This is a genomic window from Streptomyces pseudoechinosporeus (genome assembly GCF_054783935.1).
The window spans coordinates 255,988-278,517 of sequence record NZ_BAAGPS010000050.1 but is presented as its reverse complement, the minus strand read 5'-3'; the positions used below and the strand labels follow the sequence as shown (position 1 = coordinate 278,517).

Annotated in this window: 25 protein-coding genes; 10 read left to right on the top strand and 15 right to left on the bottom strand. The window is 69.2% G+C overall.

Features of this window, described 5'->3' with window-relative positions:
• Positions 1 to 34 precede the first annotated feature (34 nt).
• Positions 35 to 961 (bottom strand): mycothiol synthase, encoded by a 927-nt coding sequence (gene mshD, locus ACYVO6_RS35435; protein ID WP_461068523.1) that lies wholly within the window; start codon positions 959 to 961, stop codon positions 35 to 37.
• Positions 962 to 1,263: 302 nt separating this feature from the next.
• Between mshD and ACYVO6_RS35430 the strand changes: the two genes are divergently transcribed.
• Both ACYVO6_RS35430 and ACYVO6_RS35425 read left to right on the top strand, forming a co-directional pair.
• Positions 1,264 to 3,075, top strand: coding sequence for a bifunctional metallophosphatase/5'-nucleotidase (locus ACYVO6_RS35430; RefSeq protein ID WP_461068521.1), 1,812 nt, complete (start codon positions 1,264 to 1,266; stop codon positions 3,073 to 3,075).
• Positions 3,076 to 3,147: 72 nt separating this feature from the next.
• Complete coding sequence (locus tag ACYVO6_RS35425; protein WP_461068519.1) at positions 3,148 to 4,389, top strand: LmeA family phospholipid-binding protein; 1,242 nt, start codon at positions 3,148 to 3,150, stop codon at positions 4,387 to 4,389.
• Positions 4,390 to 4,467: 78 nt separating this feature from the next.
• Here ACYVO6_RS35425 and ACYVO6_RS35420 read toward each other — a convergent pair whose 3' ends face one another.
• Entirely contained in the window at positions 4,468 to 5,355 is an 888-nt protein-coding gene (locus ACYVO6_RS35420) for a hypothetical protein (RefSeq protein WP_461068517.1), read from the bottom strand.
• Between the two features lie 309 nt (positions 5,356 to 5,664).
• Here ACYVO6_RS35420 and ACYVO6_RS35415 point away from each other — a divergent pair, with 309 nt between their 5' ends.
• Positions 5,665 to 7,629 (top strand): helix-turn-helix domain-containing protein, encoded by a 1,965-nt coding sequence (locus tag ACYVO6_RS35415; protein WP_461068515.1) that lies wholly within the window; start codon positions 5,665 to 5,667, stop codon positions 7,627 to 7,629.
• Between the two features lie 244 nt (positions 7,630 to 7,873).
• Here the strand turns inward: ACYVO6_RS35415 and ACYVO6_RS35410 are convergent, their stop codons facing one another.
• From ACYVO6_RS35410 to ACYVO6_RS35395, 4 genes are all read right to left on the bottom strand, one after another.
• A complete protein-coding gene (locus ACYVO6_RS35410) occupies positions 7,874 to 8,089 on the bottom strand; it encodes a hypothetical protein (RefSeq protein WP_386353850.1) in 216 nt (71 codons plus the stop codon).
• A gap of 20 nt (positions 8,090 to 8,109) precedes the next feature.
• Entirely contained in the window at positions 8,110 to 8,436 is a 327-nt protein-coding gene (locus tag ACYVO6_RS35405; protein WP_461068513.1) for a DUF6247 family protein, read from the bottom strand.
• Between the two features lie 99 nt (positions 8,437 to 8,535).
• Positions 8,536 to 8,829, bottom strand: coding sequence for a hypothetical protein (locus ACYVO6_RS35400; RefSeq protein WP_461068511.1), 294 nt, complete (start codon positions 8,827 to 8,829; stop codon positions 8,536 to 8,538).
• The gene (locus ACYVO6_RS35395; protein WP_461068509.1) at positions 8,826 to 9,038 is read right to left on the bottom strand and encodes a hypothetical protein; all 213 of its coding nucleotides are present in this window, start codon (positions 9,036 to 9,038) and stop codon (positions 8,826 to 8,828) included. The genes ACYVO6_RS35400 and ACYVO6_RS35395 overlap by 4 nt, the downstream gene beginning before the upstream one ends.
• Before the next feature lie 138 nt (positions 9,039 to 9,176).
• On the opposite strand from ACYVO6_RS35395, the gene ACYVO6_RS35390 reads away from it, so the two are divergent.
• Both ACYVO6_RS35390 and ACYVO6_RS35385 read left to right on the top strand, forming a co-directional pair.
• The gene (locus ACYVO6_RS35390; RefSeq protein WP_461068507.1) at positions 9,177 to 10,001 is read left to right on the top strand and encodes a helix-turn-helix domain-containing protein; all 825 of its coding nucleotides are present in this window, start codon (positions 9,177 to 9,179) and stop codon (positions 9,999 to 10,001) included.
• Positions 9,998 to 10,219, top strand: a complete 222-nt coding sequence (locus ACYVO6_RS35385) for a DUF397 domain-containing protein (RefSeq protein ID WP_461068505.1) — start codon at positions 9,998 to 10,000, stop codon at positions 10,217 to 10,219. The genes ACYVO6_RS35390 and ACYVO6_RS35385 overlap by 4 nt, the downstream gene beginning before the upstream one ends.
• Here the strand turns inward: ACYVO6_RS35385 and ACYVO6_RS35380 are convergent.
• On the bottom strand, positions 10,209 to 10,478 hold the full coding sequence (locus tag ACYVO6_RS35380; protein WP_461068503.1) for a hypothetical protein: 270 nt from the start codon (positions 10,476 to 10,478) through the stop codon (positions 10,209 to 10,211). The two genes, ACYVO6_RS35385 and ACYVO6_RS35380, sit on opposite strands and share 11 nt — an antisense overlap.
• Before the next feature lie 486 nt (positions 10,479 to 10,964).
• On the bottom strand, positions 10,965 to 11,318 hold the full coding sequence (locus ACYVO6_RS35375; RefSeq protein ID WP_461068501.1) for a hypothetical protein: 354 nt from the start codon (positions 11,316 to 11,318) through the stop codon (positions 10,965 to 10,967).
• Positions 11,319 to 11,452: 134 nt separating this feature from the next.
• Between ACYVO6_RS35375 and ACYVO6_RS35370 the strand changes: the two genes are divergently transcribed.
• Entirely contained in the window at positions 11,453 to 12,100 is a 648-nt protein-coding gene (locus ACYVO6_RS35370; protein WP_461068499.1) for a DUF6065 family protein, read from the top strand.
• Between the two features lie 468 nt (positions 12,101 to 12,568).
• Here ACYVO6_RS35370 and ACYVO6_RS35365 read toward each other — a convergent pair whose 3' ends face one another.
• The 3 genes from ACYVO6_RS35365 to ACYVO6_RS35355 all read right to left on the bottom strand — a co-directional run bounded on the left by ACYVO6_RS35365 (position 12,569) and on the right by ACYVO6_RS35355 (position 15,358).
• On the bottom strand, positions 12,569 to 13,240 hold the full coding sequence (locus tag ACYVO6_RS35365; RefSeq protein ID WP_461068497.1) for a hypothetical protein: 672 nt from the start codon (positions 13,238 to 13,240) through the stop codon (positions 12,569 to 12,571).
• A 148-nt stretch (positions 13,241 to 13,388) separates the two neighbouring features.
• A complete protein-coding gene (locus ACYVO6_RS35360; RefSeq protein ID WP_461068495.1) occupies positions 13,389 to 13,583 on the bottom strand; it encodes a MerR family transcriptional regulator in 195 nt (64 codons plus the stop codon).
• An 11-nt stretch (positions 13,584 to 13,594) separates the two neighbouring features.
• Positions 13,595 to 15,358, bottom strand: a complete 1,764-nt coding sequence (locus ACYVO6_RS35355) for an immunity 49 family protein (RefSeq protein ID WP_461068493.1) — start codon at positions 15,356 to 15,358, stop codon at positions 13,595 to 13,597.
• A gap of 245 nt (positions 15,359 to 15,603) precedes the next feature.
• On the opposite strand from ACYVO6_RS35355, the gene ACYVO6_RS35350 reads away from it, so the two are divergent.
• The 3 genes from ACYVO6_RS35350 to ACYVO6_RS35340 are packed head-to-tail and all read left to right on the top strand — an operon-like array spanning position 15,604 to position 16,638.
• Positions 15,604 to 15,891 carry a hypothetical protein gene (locus ACYVO6_RS35350; RefSeq protein ID WP_461068491.1) on the top strand — a complete coding sequence of 96 codons (288 nt, stop codon included), beginning with the start codon at positions 15,604 to 15,606 and terminating at the stop codon, positions 15,889 to 15,891.
• Entirely contained in the window at positions 15,888 to 16,286 is a 399-nt protein-coding gene (locus ACYVO6_RS35345) for a hypothetical protein (RefSeq protein ID WP_461068489.1), read from the top strand. The genes ACYVO6_RS35350 and ACYVO6_RS35345 overlap by 4 nt, the downstream gene beginning before the upstream one ends.
• A 16-nt stretch (positions 16,287 to 16,302) precedes the next feature.
• Positions 16,303 to 16,638 carry a DUF6247 family protein gene (locus tag ACYVO6_RS35340; RefSeq protein ID WP_461068487.1) on the top strand — a complete coding sequence of 112 codons (336 nt, stop codon included), beginning with the start codon at positions 16,303 to 16,305 and terminating at the stop codon, positions 16,636 to 16,638.
• A gap of 103 nt (positions 16,639 to 16,741) precedes the next feature.
• Here the strand turns inward: ACYVO6_RS35340 and ACYVO6_RS35335 are convergent, their stop codons facing one another.
• The 4 genes from ACYVO6_RS35335 to ACYVO6_RS35320 form a co-directional block, all read right to left on the bottom strand.
• Complete coding sequence (locus tag ACYVO6_RS35335; RefSeq protein ID WP_461068485.1) at positions 16,742 to 18,208, bottom strand: sensor histidine kinase; 1,467 nt, start codon at positions 18,206 to 18,208, stop codon at positions 16,742 to 16,744.
• Positions 18,205 to 18,939: a response regulator transcription factor gene (locus ACYVO6_RS35330; RefSeq protein WP_461068483.1), complete on the bottom strand. Its 735-nt coding sequence runs from the start codon at positions 18,937 to 18,939 to the stop codon at positions 18,205 to 18,207. The genes ACYVO6_RS35335 and ACYVO6_RS35330 overlap by 4 nt, the downstream gene beginning before the upstream one ends.
• A 116-nt stretch (positions 18,940 to 19,055) precedes the next feature.
• Complete coding sequence (locus ACYVO6_RS35325; RefSeq protein ID WP_461068481.1) at positions 19,056 to 19,262, bottom strand: hypothetical protein; 207 nt, start codon at positions 19,260 to 19,262, stop codon at positions 19,056 to 19,058.
• Between the two features lie 27 nt (positions 19,263 to 19,289).
• Positions 19,290 to 20,459, bottom strand: a complete 1,170-nt coding sequence (locus tag ACYVO6_RS35320; protein WP_461068479.1) for a S1C family serine protease — start codon at positions 20,457 to 20,459, stop codon at positions 19,290 to 19,292.
• Between the two features lie 251 nt (positions 20,460 to 20,710).
• On the opposite strand from ACYVO6_RS35320, the gene ACYVO6_RS35315 reads away from it, so the two are divergent.
• Positions 20,711 to 22,462: a trypsin-like serine protease gene (locus ACYVO6_RS35315; protein WP_461068477.1), complete on the top strand. Its 1,752-nt coding sequence runs from the start codon at positions 20,711 to 20,713 to the stop codon at positions 22,460 to 22,462.
• Positions 22,463 to 22,530 lie beyond the last annotated feature (68 nt).

Below are 22,530 nucleotides of genomic sequence, written 5' to 3'. Positions count from 1 at the left end.
GTCACCCCCGGAAGTCAGCCCCGAGAGGTCGCGTTCACGACTCCGACCGGTACATCAGATCCGCCTCGTACGTCACGAACCCCAGTCGCTCGTACACCGTCACAGCCGCCGTGTTGTCCGCGTCGACGTACAGCATCGCTGTCGGCAGGGCCTGACCCGCCAGATGCCGGAGGCCGATCGTGGTCAGTGCCTTGCCCAGGCCCCCGCCCTGGGCGCCGGGCCGCACCCCCAGGACGTACACCTCGCCGAGCCCCTCCGCCGCGTGCACCTTCGTCCAGTGGAAACCGATCAGCTCGTCGCCGCGGAAGGCGAGGAAGAAGCCGGACGGATCGAACCAGGGCTGGGCCTTGCGGTCGTCGAGGTCGCGTTGAGTGAGGGAGCCCTGTTCGGGGTGGTGGGCGAAGGCCTCGGCGTTCACGGTGAGCCAGGCCGCGTCGTCCGCGCCGGGGACGAAGGTGCGTACCGTCACGCCCTCGGGGAGCTTCGGCTCGGGCGGGTGGAAGTCGGTCAACGGGCGCCGCATCTGGCGCAGTTCGCGGAACAGGGTGAGGCCGAGGACCTGGGCGAGGTGGCGTGCGGCGGAGTGGCCGCCGTGGGCCCAGACCCGCAGCCGCTTGCCGGACTCCGCGAGCAGCGCGCTGCCGAGCGCCCGCCCGTGCCCGCGCCCGCGATGCGCCGGATGGACGACCAGCTCGGCGGCCGGGGCCTCGACGGGGTCGGTGTCCTCGAGCTGCGCGTATCCGACGAGCTGCCCCTGCACGGTCAGCAGCAGATGCCGTACGCCCACCCGCGGCCCTCCGGTCAACTGCAGCCGCCCCTGTTCCGACACCGCCTGCTGACCGTCGGCCCGGGCGGCCTCCGCGAGGAGCGCGAGCACCGCCTCGGTCTGCTCGGGCGTCAGCTCGGAGAGGGTGTCGAGGCTGCGCGTGGGGAGGGGCGGGGCGGTGTCGTCGCTGGTCATGGTTCGAGAGTACGGCGAAGCGCTCCGCTGGAGGTGCGGGTTCGAAGCTGCGGGTTCGTCGTGGCTGGTCGCGCAGTTCCCCGCGCCCACGCGGCGGAGCCGCAAATCGATACAGCCCCGCGCCCCTTTCGGGCCTACGGCCCTCAAGCGGGGCGCGGTGGCCCGGCGACCTGTCCCCTTCATGCCGAAATGCTCCCGATGGCAACCAGTCCGTAACCCTGAACCTCTGTTCGCGCTACGCGCGTTGACTCTAGGCTGCGGCCCGACGGGGCCCAGATCTCAGCCGACCCACAGGGGGGCACATGTCAGTCAAACCCCAGCCGCACCGCCGCAGACGCCGGACCCAGCGCATCCTCGCGGCCGCCGCCGGTCTCGCCACCGTCGGCGCCCTGGCCGCCGCGCTCCCCGCGACGGCGGGTGAGACGAAGAGCAAGAAGCCCGGCTATCACAAGCCGAGCCGCTACCAGGACGTACAGCTGCTCTCCTTCAACGACCTGCACGGCAACCTGGAGCCGCCGTCCGGTTCTTCCGGCCGCGTCACCGAGGTACACGAGGACGGCCACACCGAGACCATCAACGCGGGCGGTGTCGAGTACCTCGCGACGCATCTGCGCGAGGCCCGCAAGGGCAACAAGTACTCCATCACCGCGGCCGGCGGCGACATGGTCGGTGCCTCCCCGCTGATCTCGGGCCTCTTCCACGACGAGCCCACCATCGAGGCGCTGAACAAGCTCGACCTGGACGTGACGAGCGTCGGCAACCACGAGTTCGACGAGGGCGCCAGGGAACTGGCCCGCCTCCAGAACGGCGGCTGCCACCCCACCGACGGCTGCTACAACGACGGCGAGACCTTCGAAGGCGCGAACTTCCCCTACCTCGCGGCGAATGTCCTCAACGAGAAGACCGGCAAGCCGATCCTCAAGCCCTACTGGGTGTGGAAGCAGAACGGCGTCAAGGTCGGCTTCATCGGCGTGACCCTGGAGGACACCCCGGGCATCGTCTCCGCGGAGGGCGTCAAGGGCCTGAAGTTCAAGGACGAGGTCGAGACGATCAACAAGTACGCCAAGCTGCTGGAGAAGCAGGGCGTCAAGTCGGTCGTCGCGCTGATCCACGAGGGCGGCTTCCCGGCGTCCACGGCGTACAACTACGACTGCGACTCCCCGGGCGCCGGCGACGGCATCTCCGGCCCCATCGTGGACATCGCGAAGAACATCACGCCGAAGGTCGACGCCCTGGTCACCGGCCACACGCACACCGCGTACGCCTGCACGATCAACGACCCGTCGGGCAAGCCGCGTACGGTCACCTCGGCGGCGTCCTTCGGCCGGCTCTACACCGACACGACGCTGACGTACGACCGCTGGACCGGCGACATCGCGCGTACGGCCGTCGACTCCGCGAACCACGTGGTCACCCGGGATGTCCCGAAGGCCGCGGACATGACCGAGCTGATCAAGAAGTGGAACACCCTCGCGGCGCCGATCGGCAGCCGCGCCATCGGCCACATCTCCGCCGACATCCCCGCCACCGGCACCGAGTCCCCGCTCGGCGACCTGATCGCGGACGCGCAGCTCGCGCACGGCAAGGAGCTCGACCCGGAGACCGATCTCGCGCTGATGAACCCGGGCGGTATCCGTACGGGTCTGACGTACGCGGCGACGGGCGGCGAGGGTGACGGGGTCGTCACGTTTGCCGAGGGCTTCGCGGTGCAGCCGTTCGCCAACACGGTGAACCTGCAGGACTTCACGGGCGCCCAGCTCATCAAGGTGCTCCAGGAGCAGGTGACCGGCGTCAACGCGGCCGCGCCGAAGGTCCTTCAGGTGTCGTCGGGTCTGACGTACACCCTGGACCTGACGAAGACCGGCACGGACCGTGTCGTCGCCGACTCGGTCAAGCTGAACGGCGCCGCCATCGACCCGGCCGCCACCTACCGTGTCGCGACCAACAGCTTCCTCGCGGGCGGCGGCGACGGCTTCACCACGCTGGGCCAGGGCACGAACGACCTGGTCGGCTCCGACGACCTGGTGGCCCTGGAGAAGTACCTCACGGCCAACTCCTCGGCCACGAACCCGATTTCGCCCTCTGCGGCGAACCGGATCACGGTCGTGCAGTGACGACCGTGAGGAATCTCCCTTACTAGCAGTACAGCTTGCGGGTGGGGTCGGTACGCATGGTGAGATGAGCCGATGCGTACCCCCCACCCAATAGAGACGCATCCCGCAGCGACGCCTCCCTATACGAACCCGTATGACGAGCTCGGCGCCCTCGATGACGGTCCGCTGGATGAGTTCCTCCACGAGGAACACGAGGAGCATGACGCGCCCGAGGACCCCGACGAGACCGGCGAGACCGGCGAGGAGTGGATTCCCCCCAACCACCGCCGCCGGGGCACCCGTCGCCGCCGAAACCGCTTCGCGGGCCTGCCCCTCGCCTTAAAAGCGGTGATCGGGCTCGTCGTCCTCGCGGCGTTCCTGACCCTCGCCGACCGCTGGGCCCTCCTCTACGCCGAGCACGCGGCGGCCGACAAGCTCAAGGACCAACTGGACCTGAGCGCCGCGCCCGAGGTGGAGATCGACGGCTTCCCCTTCCTCACCCAGCTCGCCGACAGCCGGGTCGACACGGTGAAGGTGACCGTGCCGGACGTGGCGGCGGACCGGGTCTCCCTGGCGAAGGTGTCGGCCACGGCCACGGGCATCCGGATCGAGGGCGGCCCCACATCCGTACGCGGCGCCACCATCCCCCACTTGCAGGGCGAGGTGCTGCTCTCCTTCGCGGACCTGAACCGTGAACTCGGCGCCTCCCAGGTCACGTTCACCGGTCACGGCACCGACGAGGTGCGGGCGCGCGGCACGCTGCCCGTCGCCGGGCAGAATCTGCGGCTGCGCGCCGACGCGCGGATCCAGCGGGACGGGGACCGCGGGATCTCGACCGAGATCGACGGAATGCGCCTGGACATCGGTGACTTGGCGACCTACCGCCCGGGCTCCCGCCCCTCCGAGGGCCTGCACCTCACCCCCAAGTCGGCCGAGCGCCTGGCAAAGGAGACCAAGAAGGCGAAGGCCCTGCTCTCCGTCCCCGCGATCGTCCAACGCCTCGGCGTACCGGACGCGGCGGTCCAGGAGGCGCTCCGCGACGACACCAAGCTCGCCGAACTCACCGGTTCCGCGGACTTCACCCGCGAGGCGATGAACCTCAACCTCATCGACGTCGCGGTGGACAACCCCGCGCTGCTCAAGCGCCTCGGCTTCGACCCGGCCCTCCTCGACGGCCTCACCCAGCTCACCCGCCCGGTCCTGGTCGACCGCCTCTCCCTCGGCTTCCGCCTGCCGAAGCCGACGGACGGGGACGTACGACTGCAGGACGTACGCGTACAGAAGGACGGGATCCGGGTGCGGATCACGGGGGAGGGGCTGTCGGTCGGGGGCTGACCTCGGCTGTCAACTGAGCGTGCCTCCGCCCGAGTTCAGGTTGGGCGGAGGCACGCTTGTGTTGGGCGGCAGGTTATGTCACTTGGCGCAGGTCGCCGGGTCCATGTTCTCCTGGATCTTGTCCTCGCGGCCGTCGGGGGAGCCGTCGGGCAGGAGCTTGTCGGAGATGCCGTCGATGTAGTAGCCGTGCGAGTAGATCTTCTGCCAGGAGGCGTCACGGCCGCGCCAGGTGGTGGTGTTCTCCCAGCTCTCCGACTCGTTCGGGTCGCCGCCCTTGTACCAGCCGTAGCTGGTGACGTTGAAGACCGGGTTCACGCGCACCACGCGCTGGTACGGCGTCCACGTCATGGCGATCTGGGCGCACGCCGGGATGGACTTCTCGCTGCGGCGCTCGAAGGACGAGCTCTTCTCCCAGCCCCACTCGTAGCTGAAGCTGCTTTCCGCGCCGCCGCCGAAGATGCCCTTGGCGAAGGAGACACTGATCGTGGCGCCCACGCTCTTCTTGGCGGACGTCTTCGTCGTGTAGTTCCGGACGAAGGTCTCCTTGTCCTCCGTCGAGCCGCGGTTGCCGATCCAGTTGGAGGTACGGATCGTCTCCCCCTTGATGGACCAGGTCGAGGCCTGCGGGTAGGTGCAGTACCCGCTGAAGTACTCCCAGGGCGCGGTGGGGGAGTGACCAAGGCGCTCGGCGTCGGCCATCATCTCGTCCATCGTCCGGAACTGCCCGGTCTCGACGTTGAGCGAGCCGTAGACCAGGCCGTTGTCGTCGGCCTCCTGGCTGCAGAGCTGCTCGATCATGAGGTCCGTGTTGCCGGGGTCCACACCCCGGATGTTGGACGAGCCGCCCGGGCCGCCAGGGGCCGCGTTGGCGGGCCCGGCGGTGGCCGCGAGGCCGGTCACGGCCAGCGCGGTGGACACCGTGACCAGGGCGCCCCTCTTCAGGACGGACTTGAGTGCGGATTTCACGTGTGTACGCTCCTGCTTGCTCACCGGCACCGGATGATGCCGGTTCTTGCCTTACGTGGGGGAAAAGCAGAGCCCGGCGGCGTCGGAGAGGCTGAGAAGCCGAGAAGAGGTGCGGGGGCCGCCGGTCAACAGCCAGTGAAGCGGACGTACTTCACGGCGCCATCACGGTTTCATCAGAGACGTCTCAGAAAAACGGGGCCGACTGTGAAGCCGTACGTCTGCGTATGTCTGCGGCGGCGTCCCGATCCCGTGTGGCTTCCTGAAGTCGACTCGGCGACAATGACCTCTTCACCCCGGAGGGAGGACGTCATGCTCACGTTGGGCGACCTGTGCGCGGAGCCTGACTTCTCGCTGCGTGTCGTCGACGGCAGCCCGCCGGCCGCCGACCGGGTCGTCGATGCGGTACGGGTGCTGCCGGGGACCTCATGGGACCGTGATCCGCTCGGGGATGTCAGCGACGAGCTGGTGGTGATCCGCCCGTTCGGGGACGGGCCCGCCGACCGGCAGTGGGGCAAGGACGCGGCCGAGCGGCTGCTGCGCGAGCTGGCGCGGCAACGGGCCACGGCGCTCGTCGTGGCCGTCGACCGGCACGGGGCCTCCGCCGTTCCGGCGGCGATCCGCGTTTCGGCGGGCAGGCGGAACGTACCGCTGCTGACCACGACCAAGACGCTTCAGGAGTGGAGCGACCTGGCCCCGCGGCTGCGTGAGTACCGCCGTCGGCACGCGGAGTGGCAGGCCGAGCAGCTCGCCGCCCTGCTGAACCGGCTTCCCGACCGGCTCGCCGACGCGGACGTGACGGTGATGCAGCGGGTCGCCGACTGGCTGGCGGCGGCGCTGGAGGCGGAGGTGCTGGTCAGCGATCCGCAGCGGGGTGTGCTGGCCGCTTCGCCGACGACGGCTCCGGGGACGTTCGCGCCGCTGCTCGTGGGCCGGGGTGTGGAGCCGTCCTTCGCCCCGTCACCGAACGCGAGGTTCGTGCCGCTTGCCGGTGTGGGGTCGGGCACGGTGCTTGCGGTGACCGCGCGCCGCCCGTTCGACGATGCCGGGACCGATCTGACGCGGCACGCGGCCAAGGTGCTGGGCCTGATCGACCAGGCCGGCCGACGCCACCACCAAGTGGCCCACGCCGAACGGGAGTTGAAGCTGAGCGCCTTCCAGCTGCTGATGATCGGTGAGGAGGCCGCCGCCCAGCGGGTGATGGCCCCGCTCGCTCCCGGGCTGCTGGACATGGAGTCCATGCGGGTGTACGTGATCGACTGCGCGGAGGAGGACCGGGAGATCACCGCCCGGCTCGGTGAACGCGCGGTCGCCGACCACGCATTGCTGGTGCGCTGCCCGGCCTTCAACCATCTGATCGTGGTCGACCCGATGCGGGACGGCGCCCCCGGGAACACGTACGACCCTGGGAAGTCGTACGAGCCGGGGAACCCGTACGACCCTTCCGACACGGCCGAAGCCCTGCGGCGGATCGTCGCCTCGCTGCCCAGCCACCGTATGGGCGGCAGCCGGACGCACGAGCTCGGCGAGGTTGCTGACGCCTACGAGGAGGCGCATACCGCCCTCGCGGTGGCGGGGCAGCTGCCCGACCGGGTCGCGCTCGCCGAGGAGCGGATGCATCTCGTGGACGTCCTGCCCCCGAAGACGGCGCGCCGCTGGGCCGGAACCCTGCTGCATCCCCTGCTGACCCTCCCCATGAGCCGCCGCGACCAACTGCTGCGCACCCTGGACCTGGGCCTGGAGGTCCGGCACAAGGCGGCCGGCCGCCTGCTGGGCGTCCACCGCAACACGGTGACGCACCGCATGAACACCTGCTTCGACCTGCTCGGCCTCGACCGCGATCGCGTCCTGAACCAGATCGTGGTCTCGGCGGCCCTCAAGATCGTCATCGCGCACGGGCACGACGACCTGTCGACCGACCCCGAGGCCGACTTCGTGGCGATGGTGTCCGTGCCCGAGGTGCGGGCCTGGGCGGAGTCGTTCCTGCGCCCGCTGACGGACGACCCGCGCGACCTTCCGCGCACCCTGCGCGCCTGGCTGGAGAACGACACCCACGTGGAGTCGACGGCCACGGCTCTCGACATCTCCCCGGTGACGGTACGCGCCCACCTCCGCACCGCCGCCCCCCTCATCCAACGCGAACTGACCCTGGACCTGGACGCCGACAGCCTCCCGGACGACGACGAACACGTACTGAGCGGAGTACGCCCCCTGGCCTTCGCCCTCCACGCCACCACGGGCCGGCCTCTGCTGCCGGGCCGGCCTGTGCACGGCTGACGCGGTTGCCCGTCTCGTTGTGCGTGAGGGGCGCCTCCCGTGCACCGGTGGGGCGCTACTCCCGGTAACTGTGCGCACGTGACGTGGCACAGATCGTCGACTGTCCCTAGCGTGAGCGACGTTCGTTCCTCTGCCGGGGGAATCGGGGGAACGCATGTCCGGAGCGGAGTGAGTCACTCCGCTCCGGACATACGGACGACTGGGCGGCCCGAGGGGGGAGAGCCCGGGCGGTCGGTTCGCGGCGTCAGAGGGCTACGAGATCGACGACGTTGATCACGACGTGGCGGTTCGATACGACGTAGGTGATGAATCCGCCTTTGAAAGCAGCCGACCAGCTGTTGTCGCGGTTGCTGATCGCAGGCGGACCGAACGGGTTCAGGCTGAGCCGCTTCTCGAGTTCCTCCAGCGACGCACGCTGGGGCGAGGCCAAGGCGGCCTTGCACTGTGCCGCACGGTCCACGTACCTGATCGAGTACGCGCTCACCCACACCTGCCCACATCGATGGGCTGGTTGTCGGCGTCGTAGGCGTTGCCGTCCGCGTCCCGGAAGATCATGCCCTCGGTGTCGCCCTCGGCCATGGCCTTGACGGTCTGTTCCACCTCGTCGAGGTAGCCGGGCGTCGCGCAGGCGCAGGCGAAGGGGAACCACTTGTCGATCACGCTGTCGAGCGCCGAGTGATCGAAGTCCGCCGCCGCGCTCAGCCAGTCCTGCTCGAAGGCCTGCAACCAGTCGGGGCGCCGCTGCAGGGCTGCGCGAATCGCCTCCGGCGTTCTCTCGCAGGCGTTCGGATCCACCTCGTGGGCCATGATCGGTTTCTCTTCTCCGGCGTGGGGCGGGTGTGGTGACCGGAGTTCCACGGTAGAGCGTTGCGGGTGTTGATCGCTGATGGATACGACTGTCACGGTTCACTCGCCTCGGCAATCGGTCATCTGGATGCGCGCGCCTCGGCTGGCCGCGATGCGGAGTACGTCCCCCAGGGACTCCGCCGCCCTCGTGAGCGCGAAGCGCACCGCTCGTTCCCCGGCCTTGGCGTCCGCGAGCACTGCTCTGGATCCTGCGAGTACCTGTTCTCCGGAGTGGAGTTGAGCCTCTTCTACGTCGTCGGCGAGCAGGGAGAGTCTGCTCTCGTCGTTGTCGGTGCTGAGGTAGCAGGGTTTGCCTTCGGGGGTTGTCCAGGGCAGCAGGCGGAGAGTCGTCATGCGGGGAGCTCCACTCCGTGGATGCGGCGGGGGCCAACGTCGATGCCCTGCACGGCCAGCCAGAGCGCGCGGCGCCGTCGGCGTTGCAATCGCCTTTCTCGGTAGGCCAGTTGAGGCAAGGCGGCTCGATGGCGGCCTCGGGCGGGCAGCAGTACGCGTAGCAAGCCCATCAGCAGTGACTCGCAGAACTCCGCGATACGTGTGCTCATGTCGGCGCTCCTTCTTGTCGGTTGGCTTCGTCGTGACGAGCGGTGATTACCGTTCGTGCCCAGATCGTCACAGGTTCGGCGTACGCTGCGGAAGGGGTTCGGTGTTGCCTGGGGTGCCAGGCAACGGGGAGGGGTGACGTGGGCGAAGTCGTTGACGGGGAGCGGGAGCCGGGGCGGGCTGTGCTCGGCCGGACGCTGAAGTTCCTGCGGGAGCAGGCCGGGAAGTCGCTCGGGCAGTTGGCCGAGGAGACGGGGTACGACAAGAGCTATCTGTCCCGCCTGGAGTCGGGTGAGCGGCTGTCCAAGGTGACGGTCATGGAGGACCTGGACGGGTATTACGGGGCCGGTGACCTGCTGGTCAGGCACTGGCAGGCGGCGCGGTTCGATGCCTTCAAGGACCAGTACAAGGAGTTCATGGGGCTGGAGGCGACGGCTCGGGTCATGCGGGTGTTCACGCCAGCGGTGCCGGGCCTGCTGCAGACCGAGGACTTTGCCCGGAAGGTGTTGTCTGGGGCTCAGACAACGGCTGACGGTGACGAGGCCGTCGAGGAGCAGGTGGCGGCACGGCTGGGTCGCCAGTACCTCCTACGTCAGAAGCCGGAGCCCGACGTCCGCATCATCATGGACGAGTTCGCACTTCGGCGCCCCGCTGCCCGTGCCAAGACCTGGCACGACCAGCTGCTTCACCTTGAGGCTGCCGCGATGTGGCCCAACGTGGCCTTCCAAGTACTGCCGTTCTCCGCGGGAGCGCACCACCATATGACCGGGTCGCTGACTCTGCTCTGGCAGAGGGACGGAAGTGCTGTTGCCTACAAGGAAGGCAACGGTTGCAGCCGACTGATCGAGGAACCGGACGAGGTTCTGCGCCAGCGCTTGTCCTACGATCGGCTTCGCGATCTGGCGCTGTCCCCGTCGGACTCGCTTGCGTTCATCAGGGACGTACTGGAGGAGCACAGATCATGACGCGCACCCCCGACCTCAGCACCGCCTTGTGGCGCAAGTCGAGCTACAGCGAAGGGGGAGCCAACGACTGCCTCGAGGTCGCCGACGGCCACCCCGGCATAGTCCCCGTCCGCGACAGCAAGGTCCCGGCTGTCCGTCCGCTGGTGTTCTCAGCCGTGTCCTGGTCCGCGTTCGTGGAGGGGATCAGGGGCGATACGAGGGCGAACGTCATCGGGTGAATCGCGGGCTCATGGCCCCTGCCACGCAAAAGGCGTGAACAGTGAGGGCGAGTATGCCCTCCCAGGTGTCGTGGACGGCGCGGGACAGGGCCCGCAGCATGGCCCGGTCCTCGTGCTGCATGGCGCGGCGAGGGGCTTGCTGTCCGAGGATCACCGAGGTGTCGACTCCGAGCGCGTCGGAGATCTTCAGCAGGGTCGGGAGGGTGAGGCGGCGGTCTTGCTCGGCTTGCTGGACGGTGGGCAGCGACAGCCCGGTCATCTCCGCCAGGTCGGACTGGCGGATCTCCGGGCCCTCAGGACCGCGATGCGCTCACCGTTCGTGTGATCACTCTAACGGGGCACAATGGCTCCAATTCCTAGCCTCCATTAGGAACGGGTACCCCCTGACCGTCAATCGGGGCGCGGGACAAGGGCCTTACGGTTTTCGGACCGGAGGCCCTTCTCTCGTTCCCAGGCACCACGGGTCCAAAGCTGGGCGCTTGATGGCGGTCACGCTCTGTTGACGCAACTGATCCCGCAAGGGTTCTTGCAAGCGTTAGCCCCAATTCAACACAGGGCCCCCGCCGTCATCACGCCGGGGGCCGTTTGTCTGGGGCCGTCGGGCCACCTCTGTCGACATGGGCTCTCCCGGGCATGGTGCCCAAGTTGCGGAGTGCAGTCAGGGAGCAAAGAGTGATTGCCGTAACAGCTGTGCACCCCTGAGCCAGGGGGCTCCGGTGACGTAGGGCCGCCTCAGGCGGCCAGCTCACACGGGAAGCAGCACATCTGTTTGCACGGACATTCGCTGGTACCAGAGTGCACAGAGTGCACGGAAGGGATCAACCATGCCATCACGTCTTGCCGGGATAACGGCGGGAACAATGCTGTCCGGCGCACTGCTCCTCGGCGGCACTGCACCCGCCCTCGCCGAGGAAGGCGACGTAGTCGCTTCCAGCTCGAACACGTCGAGTAACACCAGCTCGAACACGTCGAGCAATACCAGCTCGAACACGTCGAGCAATACCAGCTCGAACACGTCGAGCAATACCAGCTCGAACACGTCGAGCAATACCAGCTCGAACACGTCGAGCAACACCAGCTCGAACACGTCGAGCAACACCAGCTGACCCCTCCCCGCAGCGGCCCCGGGTCGGGGCCGCTGCGGCCCGTTCCCGATCTGTCCGACCTGGAGGATGTGCCGTGAAGCACCGCGAGCAGACGATCACCTTCCGCTGCCGGGCTGAGGACCACGGCGTGATCGCCGAGCCTGCGCCCGCGCGCACTGTCCTGCCGGCGTGGCTGCGCAGGCTTCCCGGCGTTGACCCGGAGCACCTGAGCCCGACCGACTTCGCCGTCACCGTCAAGCGCTGCATGCCGTTTCTCGACGCGCTGAGCACCGGCTGGATCCTCCCGCTGGCTGCGACGGTCCGGCTGGAGATCACCGACGGTGGCCGCACCGTCAATGCTGGTTGGGACTTCGACCGGGAGATGGTGAGCACTCACACGCCGTTCCAGGTGGCGGGCAACACGTACGAGCCCCGGCCGCCGATGAAGTTCCACAACCACTGGGCGATCCGCACCCCGCCCGGCTGGAGTTGCTTGTTCCTGCCGCCGCTGAACCGGCCGGATGACATCATCGAGATCTTCAGCGGCGTGGTCGACACCGATACCTACACCGCGCCGGTGCACCTGCCCTTCATCGCCACCGGGCCGGACGGCCTGCACGTCCTGCCGAAGGGGCGGCCGCTGGCGCAGGTCATTCCGTTCCACCGAGCCAGCGTGCAGCTGCCCGAGTCGATCGGGCCGGAGACGCCCGAGGAGCGAGACTCGCGGCGCCGTGTCTTGCGCAACACGCTGGCAGGCGACGGCTGGTACCGCCGGATGGCTAGGGCGTCCCGCTGAGGAGAGCTTTTCGACGTCGGCATCGGTGAGCGCCACGTCGTCCTCCTCTTCTCCCGCCGCCCAGGCGCGCAGTCCGGCGGCGGACAGGTAGCAGATGTTCCGGTCGAGGGGCTGGCTGGTGAACTGCCAGAACAGGGGCTGGCGGCCGGACGGCGAGGGCCTCGGCGCGGCTGTACGGGGCGGCGCCCCAGGGGTAGGCCGGGTACCAGAGCGGCACGCCCGGCGGCAGGTGGCCGTTGGCGATGTCGTCGCCGGAGGTGTAGACGCCGACGCGCTGGCCGGGGAACTCGTCCTGGACGATGTTGAGCCAGGTCGTGACCCACGCCCGGATCCGTGAGGCCGTGCGGCCCCGCTGGCCGACTGCCACGTCCGCCTTGGCCGGTGTTGACCACGTCGACTGCTCGCCGACCTGCCGGAACACCGATCCCAGCGCGAGCCGTGACCTGCGGAGTCGCACGCTCCGCCTCGCTACACCACTTCGCGTGAGCGGTGCCGGATGACCTCGCGGGTGGCCAGGCCCCCGGTCGCGAGGACGACCACGGTGACGGCTCCGCCGATGAGCCAGGGGTGCCAGGTGTCCGTGTCGGTGTGGCCGGAGACCACGACCAGCTTGCTGCCCGACGTGGAGGTGATGGCGCGGGGCGTGAGGACCAGGTCGCCGGTGCCGAGCAGGTCGTTGTGCCGGCGGAAGTCGTCCAGGCCGCCGGTGTACGACTCGCCCTTGGAGTCGGTCAGGACGGCGGCCTTGCCGGAGCGGCGCGTCACGTACAGGGGCATCAACTCCAGCGACTCGTCCTCGTGTTTGACCAGGACGTGGCGCTGGTAGGTCCGGCTCCCGGCGCTGGGGCAGTCCTCGTCCTCGACGGTGTCGCATGGATAGGCGGACAGCAGCCCGTTGAGTATCTGCTGCGGGGTGCCATGAGCGGCGAGGTTGGCCTTCCGGTCCTCCGGCGTCCCGCCATTGCCGAACGGGTCGTTCTTGACGTCAGTCGAGTCGATGTACTCCCCGAAGAGCTCCCCCGGAGAGGGGGTCTTCGGCTCCGAGGAACCGCACGCCGGCACCGTGAGGGCGGCGAGCACCACGAGGCCCGTGAGCACGGCGGAACGGAGCGGCCCGGCAAGCGGTCGCAGATTCGTCATGGGACATCTCTAGCGTGCCCGGGTGGGGAGGGGTCCCGGGACCGCGGCAGGCGTCCCAGCCCGCCCGACGCTCATCGTCCCGCCCGTCAGGGCGCCGACCAGTCCGTCCTGGTTCAGCGGCGGGTTCTATGTCCGGAGCGGGGTGAGATCACTCCGCTCCGGACATACGGCTGTCCCGTGGCACCCGCCGTTCCGTGGCCTCGACGTAGTCGTGGAGGACCTGGCGGGAGCGGGCGAGAGTGTCGATGTGTTCGTCCAGCGCGCGCAGGCGTGTCCGTAGGGCGTCCAGGAGCTCGGGGCAGGGCTCGAGGTATGGGCGTCGTTCCTGACACAGGTCAAGCACGAGGTGCGGGCCTAGAACGGCTCCGCCGCCCCCAGAATCCGCGCCGGCAAATACGGCGACGTGACCCCGATACTCCACCCCCGACGACGCGCATGGCAGGTCAGGGCCAGGATGTCCAGGTTGATCGCGGCGTCGCAGTCCGTCGCGCGGTCGGCGACCCGGTGGTGGTCGCGGTGGACTTCCAGGGCGTCGAGAAGAGCGAGGTTGAAGCTTTCCTCGTCGCCCTCGACGAGTTGGGAGAAGAGGATGGCCGGGGGCGGGAGGAAGGTCTGGTTCTTCGCCTTCTCGCAGTCCCGTAGCGCGCGGTCCGTGGCGGGTTCCGGGTCCTCGCCGCGCAGGTAGTCGTGCAGGGCCTCGCGGTACGAGGCGAAGAGGGAACCGTCCTTGTGAGCGCGCGTCGGACCGGCGAGGACGAGCGGCGCCAGGTCCTCGCGGCGGCCCGTGATCAGGGCGAAGTCGACGGCCTTGTGCCAGGAGCCCGGCCCGGCTTCCTCGTCGAGGCCCGCGGGGTACCTCACCGTCGTACCGTCGATCGTCACCTCGACGTCGGCGCCGGGTTCCGCGAGCGTCGTACGGAAGAGCGCGGCGCCCAGCTCCGCGGCGAGCCGCAGGTTTCCGAGCTGGAGGTCCGTGACGTCGGCGGAGTGCGAGGCGCGGGTCTTGAAGAGGATCTCCTGGTCGGTCATCGCGTGCGCCAGCTGCCAGACGGCGAGTTGCTCGCCGGGCACCGGCGTGAAGGCCTCCCTGGTGAACCGCTCGAACTGGGCCGCGCTCTCGAGGGTCAGCGGCTGTGGATCCACGGGACGTTCGAACTCGACCACACCGTGGGCCAGTTCGGTGATCGCGTCCGCGCGCCGGTCACGGCCGTACGCACCCACCCTCGGTGGCGCGGTCTCGAAACCGGTGATCAGCGCGTGCGGGAGGTAGTCGGTGTCGACGGGGAGCGGCCAGCCCTCGCGGCGGTGGGCGAGGGCCGTCAGAGCGAGAGGGAGAAGCGGCAGCAGGGTGCTGGGGGAGGCGCCCTGGCCGGGGAGGGCGGCGTGCGGAAGGAGGAGACGCACGACCGCGGTGCCGAAGGCTTCCTGGTCGCCCACGGTGAGGGCCCGCAGGGCGTACAGCGCGGTGGTGTGTGGCCGGTCGAGCAGGTCTTCGGTCACCTCGGCGTCCAGGAGCCAGATTCGGGCCAGTGCCGCGTCGATCGCGGCGAGCTTCTCCTCGCGGGACGGCGGGTAGTTCGCGTCGTCGTCTCCGGTGTCGCCGATGACGTACGCCATGAAGCCGTTGATCAGCTCGGCGTCGGGGTATCCGGCGCTGCCCTTCTGGGGTTGTTCCCGGGCGAAGTGGAAGGCCTCGCCGTGCCATTGGGCCTTGTCAGCGAGAACGGCCAGGCAGAAGGCGTCGAGCCACTTGGCAGCGGTGACCGACTCGGGGCTGCCCTCGGACCCGGCGTCGTAGACCATGCCCCAGTTGACGTAGTTGAGGAAGACCTGGAAGTGGTTGTGCGGGTAGTACGCCGCGTACGCTACGGCTCCGGCGGCGGCCTCGGCGGCGTCCTGCAACACCGCCTTCGCCTCCGGGGTGTGGAGATCGGGCGTCTCGACGGAGAGCGCACCCAGGTAGTCGACGAACTCCTCGGCCAGCGTCCACCACTCGTACGCCGTCACCGGCCCAGCCTTCGACATCGACCGGACCTGCGAGCCGATGCGGCTGGTGAAGTCATCGCGTACGGCCGAGACCACCGCCTCACCGACCCGGTGCCGTTCAATTCGCTCCACCCGCACTGCCCGCTCCCCCTGATCAAGATCCGGCCTCAGCCTAGATCGCGTCGGCAGCGATCTTTCGACGGGGTGAGCTCCGGCGTGAGGGAGGCAAGGTCCCGGCTGTCCGTCCGCTGGTGTTCTCAGCAGTGTCCTTGTCCGCTTTCGTGGAGGGGCTCAAGGGCGATAGAGGGCCGACACCATCGGGTGAAGCGGACGGAAACCGGGGTCATGATGGGCTGTGGCATGGCTATGGTGGAGCTATGGCAGAGAACACGACCATTCAGGTGTCCCGACAGGCCCGCGACCATCTCGCCCAGGTTGCCAAGGAGCGGGGGATGACCTTGGGGCAGCTCGTCGAGGAGCTGGCGTCCCAGCAGCTCACCGCCGACCAGATCGCAGAGCGTGTCGCCGCCACGCGCAAGGTGCTGCGCGAGCGGATGGGGTGCACGCTGACCGACGAGGAGTTCGACCAAGGGCCGGATGTGCTGGCCAACATCTACGCCATGGCCGCCGAGAAGATGCACGCTCAGCGGGGTATGGCCGCGTGATCGTTCTCGACACGAGCGCGGTGGTCGCCCTCGCGCAGGGGCACCGCGCTCTACATCACCTCGCCGACAACGTGGCCCACACGCCAGGTGACTGGCTGCACATCCCGGCGCTGTGCCTGATGTACGCCGAGTCGGCGGAGAAGGGCGTCGCCAGCGATGTGCTCGCACTCCCGGGTGTCATGGTCGACGCGCTCGGCCAGGCGGCGGCGACGACGGTCGGTGGGATGTTCAGGGAGGGCTACGGCGGCCCTGACACCTGTCACACGCTCTACGTCGCGACACCACACCTCGAGACGGGCGGCATGTCGATCATCCTTACGGGTCGGGCGGACGACTACCCGCCCGGCATTCTCACGGTCGACATCGACTCCCCCGGCATGCTCGGCTTCCACTAACCCCCACGCCGGGACCATGAACGAACCCCAATGGGCCGTCCCTCCCATGCCGGAGCGGGCCCCGAAGGCGCTGCGCAAGGCCATCGCCGTGCACACCCCCCAACTCCTCTCCGACTTCGACAAACACTGGAAGCGCGCGATCGCCGACACGTACGATCTTGGCCCTGTCCCCGCTTTCGTGGCTCGCTGGTGGTGCGAGTACGCGATTGCCCGTGATCCGAGGCTCGACGCTCACGTGAGGGATCTGCACCACCGCGCGGCGGAAACCGCTGACTTCGCTGAGGCTCAGGCCCTCCTCGAAGAGGTGTCGAAGGTCCGCTACAGGACGCGGGAACTGGAGCCTGGCGAGTGACCGGCGGGTTCATGGGGCCGCCTTGGCAGATGGACTGGCGGCTCGATGCCCTCGCCTACGGTGATGCACTTCTTCTGGCAACCAGCCCCTGTGCGGGCGTCGATCACGGCAACTCCGGCGGAGGCGTAGGCGCCCCCGGCAGCCGGATCGTCGCCACCGTTCCGCCGCCCTCCGCCGGGGTCAACGACACCTCGCCGCCCGCCTGTTGGACCGTACGCGCCACGATCGACAGGCCCAGGCCCGAGCCGGGCAGGGCGCGGGCCGACGGGGAGCGCCAGAAGCGGTCGAAGACGTGGGGGAGGTCCTCCGTGGGGATGCCGGGGCCATGGTCTCGGACCGTCAGTTCGCCGGCCTTGAGGTTTACGTCGATCGTGGCGCCGTCCGGGCTGAACTTCACCGCGTTGTCGAGGACGTTCACGATCGCCCGCTCCAACGCCGTTGGTTCGGCGCGTACGTACCAGGGCTGGAGGTCCGCCGTGATCGTCAGTTCCGGGCCGCGCAGGCGGGCGCGGCGCAGCGCCGACTCCACCGATTCCTGGAGGTCCAGTACCTGTACGCGGTCGCCCTGCTGGCCCGAGTCCGAGCGGGACAGTTCCTGCAAGTCGCCGATCAGGGACGCCAGTTCGCTCATCTGGGCCTTCACGGAGTTCAGGAGCGCCTTGCGGTCCGCGGGCGGGATCGCGCGGCCCGTCTCCTCGCTGCGGGTGAGGAGTTCGATGTTCGTACGGAGTGAGGTGAGGGGCGTACGGAGTTCGTGGCCGGCGTCCGCGATCAGTTGCTGTTGCAGGTCGCGGGAGGAAGCCAGGGACGCCGTCATCGAGTTGAAGGAGCGGGAGAGGCGGGCGATCTCGTCCTCGCTGTCGTCCTCCACCGGGATGCGGATGGTGAGGTCGTCGGTTCGGGCGACGTGCTCGACCGCGTCCGTGAGTTGGTCCACGGGGCGCAGGCCCGCCCGGGCGACCCACAGGCCCGCCACTCCGGCGCCCACCACTCCGATGCCGGAAACGGCGAGGAGGAGCAGCGCCAGTTCGTTGAGGGTGGACTCGGTGCTGTTGAGGGGGTAGGCGACGAGGAGGGCGGCGTCGTCGGACACGCTCGAGGTGCCGGGGCCCGCCGTGACGAGCAGGGGCACGGTCAGCACCCGTACGTGTTTGCCTTCGCTGTCGATGCCGTCGCGGAATTGCCCGGTGCCCGACTCGATCACGTCGATGTCGCTGCCGATGACGTTCACCGTGCCCGCGGAGTCGTCGTAGACGCAAGGAGTGCCGTCTGACTTGACCAGCTGGAAGTAGTAGTCGTTCCGATGAGAGAAGCCCGCCGTGTCCGTCGGAGAGTCGGGACAGCCGTAGAGAAGCGACTGGACCTTGGCGATATTCTGCGGCTGCGACCTGCTCGCCTTCGCCGTCAGATCCTCGTTCAGCTCGTCATACAGCTTCCCCTGCACAACGAACCAACAAGCCACCGAAACCGCCGCCACCGCGAACGCCACCGCCGCCGCCACCAGCAACGCCAAGCGCGAGCGAATCGGCAGCGATCGCAGGCGCCGTACGACCTTCGGGACTCCCTTCACTCCGCGCCGCCCGATCGCAGCACATACCCGACACCCCGCACCGTGTGCACGAGGCGCGGTTCGCCGCCCGCCTCGGTCTTGCGGCGCAGGTACATGACGTACACGTCAAGGGAGTTGGAGGAGGGCTCGAAGTCGAAGCCCCAGACCGCCTTCAGGATCTGCTCGCGGGTGAGGACCTGGCGCGGGTGCGCCATGAACATCTCCAGCAGCGTGAACTCCGTGCGGGTGAGCTCCACCTGCCGCTCGCCCCGCGTGACCTCGCGCGTGGCGAGGTCCATGCGGAGGTCGGCGAAGGTCATGGCCTCGTCGTCCTGGGTGGCGCCCGCGATGGACGCCGCGTACGAGCTGCGGCGCAGCAGGGCGCGGATACGGGCGAAGAGCTCGTCGAGTTCGAAGGGCTTGACCAGGTAGTCGTCGGCGCCGGCGTCGAGCCCGGTCACGCGGTCGCCGACTGTGTCGCGGGCGGTGAGCATGAGGATGGGCGTGGTGGTGCCCGCGCCGCGCATCCGGCGGGCGGCGGTCAGCCCATCCATGCGGGGCATCTGGATGTCGAGGACGACCAGGTCGGGCTGGTACGCGGTCGCCTTCTCCAGGGCGTCCGCGCCGTCGACCGCGACCTCCGTGTCGTATCCCTCGAAGGCGAGGCTGCGCTGGAGTGCTTCACGCACCGCGGGCTCGTCGTCGACGATCAGGATGCGCTGGATGTCACGGTCGCCTTCGGCGGGGCTCATGGGCTTCGGGTTCCTCGGGTGCGGTGGGACGACATGGGACGACTGACGGTGCTGAACGCTGTCAGCCTCGCATGGTTCCCGGTGGGCGCGTAAAGAGTGAGAGGAGCCGGGCGGGATCAACCGTGCACCGTCGTGAGCCGGTTCAGCGGCACCTTGCGGCGGTGCGGGCGGGCGGCAGTGATGCGCAGGCCCATCATCTGGGGGGCCACCACCACCTCAGGCGCCCGCGTCCGAGGCGCGTGCAGCTCGTACGCCACCTCAAGGGCAAGGGCCGGGTCGGCCGGGTCGGTGCTGGTCACCGTGTGCGAAACCTGCTTGATCATGACGTACTCCTACTGGTCGGAGGGGGTTCAGCTGTCGGAACCGCCGGCCCGCAGCGTGTCCAGGTCGGACTTGACGGTGTTGATCGGGATGGCGAAGCCGAGGCCGGCGCTGCCCGCGCTCGCCGAGGTGGCCGAAGCCGGCGAGTACATCGCGGAGTTGATGCCGATGATGTTGCCGTTCATGTCGATCAGCGCGCCGCCGGAGTTGCCGGGGTTGAGGGAGGCGTCCGTCTGGATCGCCTTGTACGTCGTCGTCGACGAACCGGTGTCGCCGTTGAACTCCTGGCCGCCGAAGCCGAACGGCCACTGACCGTTGCCGCCGCCCTGGCCCTGCCCCTGGTCCTCTTCCGTGGAGACGGTGACGTCCCGGTCGAGCGCGGAGACGATGCCGCTGGTGACGGTGCCGGTCAGGCCCTCGGGGGAGCCGATCGCCACGACCTCGTCGCCGACCTTGACGCCGTCGGAGTTGCCGAGCGTCGCGGCCTTCATCCCGGAGGCGTCCTCCAGCTTGATCAGCGCGAGGTCCTTCTTGCTGTCGGTGCCGACGACCTGAGCGGAGTACGACTTGCCGTCGCTCGTCGTCACCTTGATCGAGTCGGCGCCGGAGACGACGTGGTTGTTGGTGATGATCTCGCCGTCGCTGGTGATGATCACGCCGGAACCGGTGGCCTCGCCCACCGACGAGGTCGCGTTGATCTCGACGATGCTCGGGCTGACCGCCTGGGCGACCCCGGCGACGGTGCCCTTCTGGCTGGTGGGCACGACGCTCGTGGTGGTGCTGCTGCTCGGCACGGTGTCGCTGCCGGTCAGCTCCTGGAAGGCGTACGAGGTGCCGCCGCCCACGGCCGCGGCGGCTATCGCCACGGCGGCCAGCAGCGCCAGCGGACCCCGGGCGCGCCTGCGGCGGGGGGCGGCGGGGGAGACCGGCTCGGTGAGGAGCGCGGAGGGGGCGGTGGCCTGCTGCGACGGGTCGTGCGCCGAGGCCGCGTTGTGTATCGGCTCGTGCTCCGGCGCCGGGTTGTGCGTCGGCTCGTACGCCGGCGGAGGTGGCCATTCCGGGTTCACGGGGGAGCCCGCGGAGGGTCCCGCGAACGCGGAGTGCTCCTGCTGGGAAGTGGCGTGCTCCTGCTGGGAGTACGCGGACTGCTGCTGTTCGCCCTGGGGGTACTCGCCGTTGCGGCGGAAGCTCTCGGTCATGACTCAGAGCTTGGCGCGCAAGCATGAGAGGGCCCTGAGGGCTACCTGAGAAGCCCGCTAGAACCGCGTTTGCCCGATATAAAGCCGCCAGGCCGGTGAAACAGGGGGTTACAGCTCGGTGCCGTGACGGAAGCGGCGAACGAACACTTGTCGGCCTGCTGTGAAGCTCGTATGCAGACGAGCTCGCGTGCCGCAATCTTGGTGGGTTCACGACACACCACTCTCAACATCACCACTCTCAGGAGCCCTGAGTGATAACTGCCTTGCGTGGCCGCCGAAGATCGTCTGTGACGGCGGCCGCTCTCGCGCTGGCGCTGAGCTGCGCCGGCGTACTCGCGGCACAGCCCGCGACCGCGGCGGACGAGCCGCCCGCCCTGCCCGAAGCGGGCCTCGGGCAAGCCGCACCGAAGCACACCGCGTCCCCGAAGGAACTGCGCGACCGGATCGTCGACGCCGCCGAGGACCAGGCGGCCCCGGCCGCCCAGAGCCCGGCCGAGACCCCGAAGCAGACGCCGTTCATCATCGGCGGCTCGGAGACGACGATCTCCGGCGCCCCGTGGATGGTTCAGCTCGGTTACCACGACGAGACCACCGGCGAGAGCTACTTCTGCGGCGGCACCCTCGTCGCCCCGGCCAAGGTCCTCACCGCCGCCCACTGCGTCGCTGGCCTGGACTGGACCGCCAACGGCGCCGTCCTGGCCGGCAGCACCGACCTCGACGACTACGCGAACGGCACCCCCGCCGGCGTATGGGCCCAGTGGACGCACCCGCGCTACAACGAGGCCACCATCCAGAACGACGTCGCGGTCCTCACCCTCGACCGCCCGCTGGAACAGCAGTGGCTGCGTCTGGCCGCGTCCGACGACAGCGCGCTCTACAAGCCCGGCACCACCGGCACCGTCTACGGCTGGGGCCTGACCTCCGGCGGCGGCGAACCCGCGGCGAAGCTGCGCAAGGCGAGCCTGCCGATGGTCGCCGACTCGACCTGCAACAGCGCGATGCAGTCCGTACTCGGCAGGGACGGCTTCATCGAGGGCGCGATGACCTGCGCGGGCACCCCGGCGACCGGCACCGACGAGGGCACCAACAGCCCCTGCAGCGGCGACTCCGGCGGCCCCCTGGTCGTCGGCGGCAAGGTCGTCGGCATCGTCTCCTGGGGCGTCGCGGGCTGCACGGCCGAGGGCGCGTACCCGGTGTTCACCAAGGTGTCCTCGTACACCTGGGCCGCCCAGCCGCGCATCGACGACGCCGACCTGTCGTACGACGGCCGCGCCGACCTGCTGGCCCGTACGCCCTCGGGCAACCTGTTCCGGCAGGACAGCAAGGGCACCTCGCTCACGCAGCGCGCCTACCAGAGCAACGGCTGGCAGGAAGCGAGCTGGGTCATGCAGACCGACCTGGACCGCGACTGGCTCCAGGACCAGATCGTGCGGGACCGGAACGACGGCAAGCTGTACCGCAGCTACATGGACCACTCCACCTGGGAGTGGACCTGGATGCCGATCACCACGGTCTGGGGCGGCTACAAGTCCTACGCCTTCCCCGGCGACCTGACCGGTGACGCCCGCCCCGACCTGGTCGCGGTGGACGCGGACGGCTCGACGTACGTCTACGCGGGCCGGGGCAACGGCGAGTTCCACGGCAAGGTCAAGGTCGTCGACCGCGCCTGGAAGGGCGTGAAGGTCATGGGCCGCGGCGACCTCTCCGGCGACGGCAAGCCCGACCTGCTGGTCCGCTCCCCGGACAACACCCTGTGGCTCTACCGCGGCACCGGCAAGCAGTCGGCCCCGTGGTCGGCCCGCATCAAGGCGCGTACGGGCTGGAACTTCACGTCGCTCGTCACCAACGGCGACGTCTCCGGTGACGGCATAGCCGACGTCATGGCCCGCGGCTCGGACGGCACGCTGTGGCTCTACCGCGGCACGGGCAAGGCGTCGACGGACCTCTTCTCGTCACGCGTGAGCCTGGGCACGGGCTTCAACCAGTACAACCTGCTCTTCTGAGAACGCGCGTTCCCTGCGCCCCGTAAGGGTCGCGGGGCTGTCACACCATGCGGCTCCCTGCGCCCCGT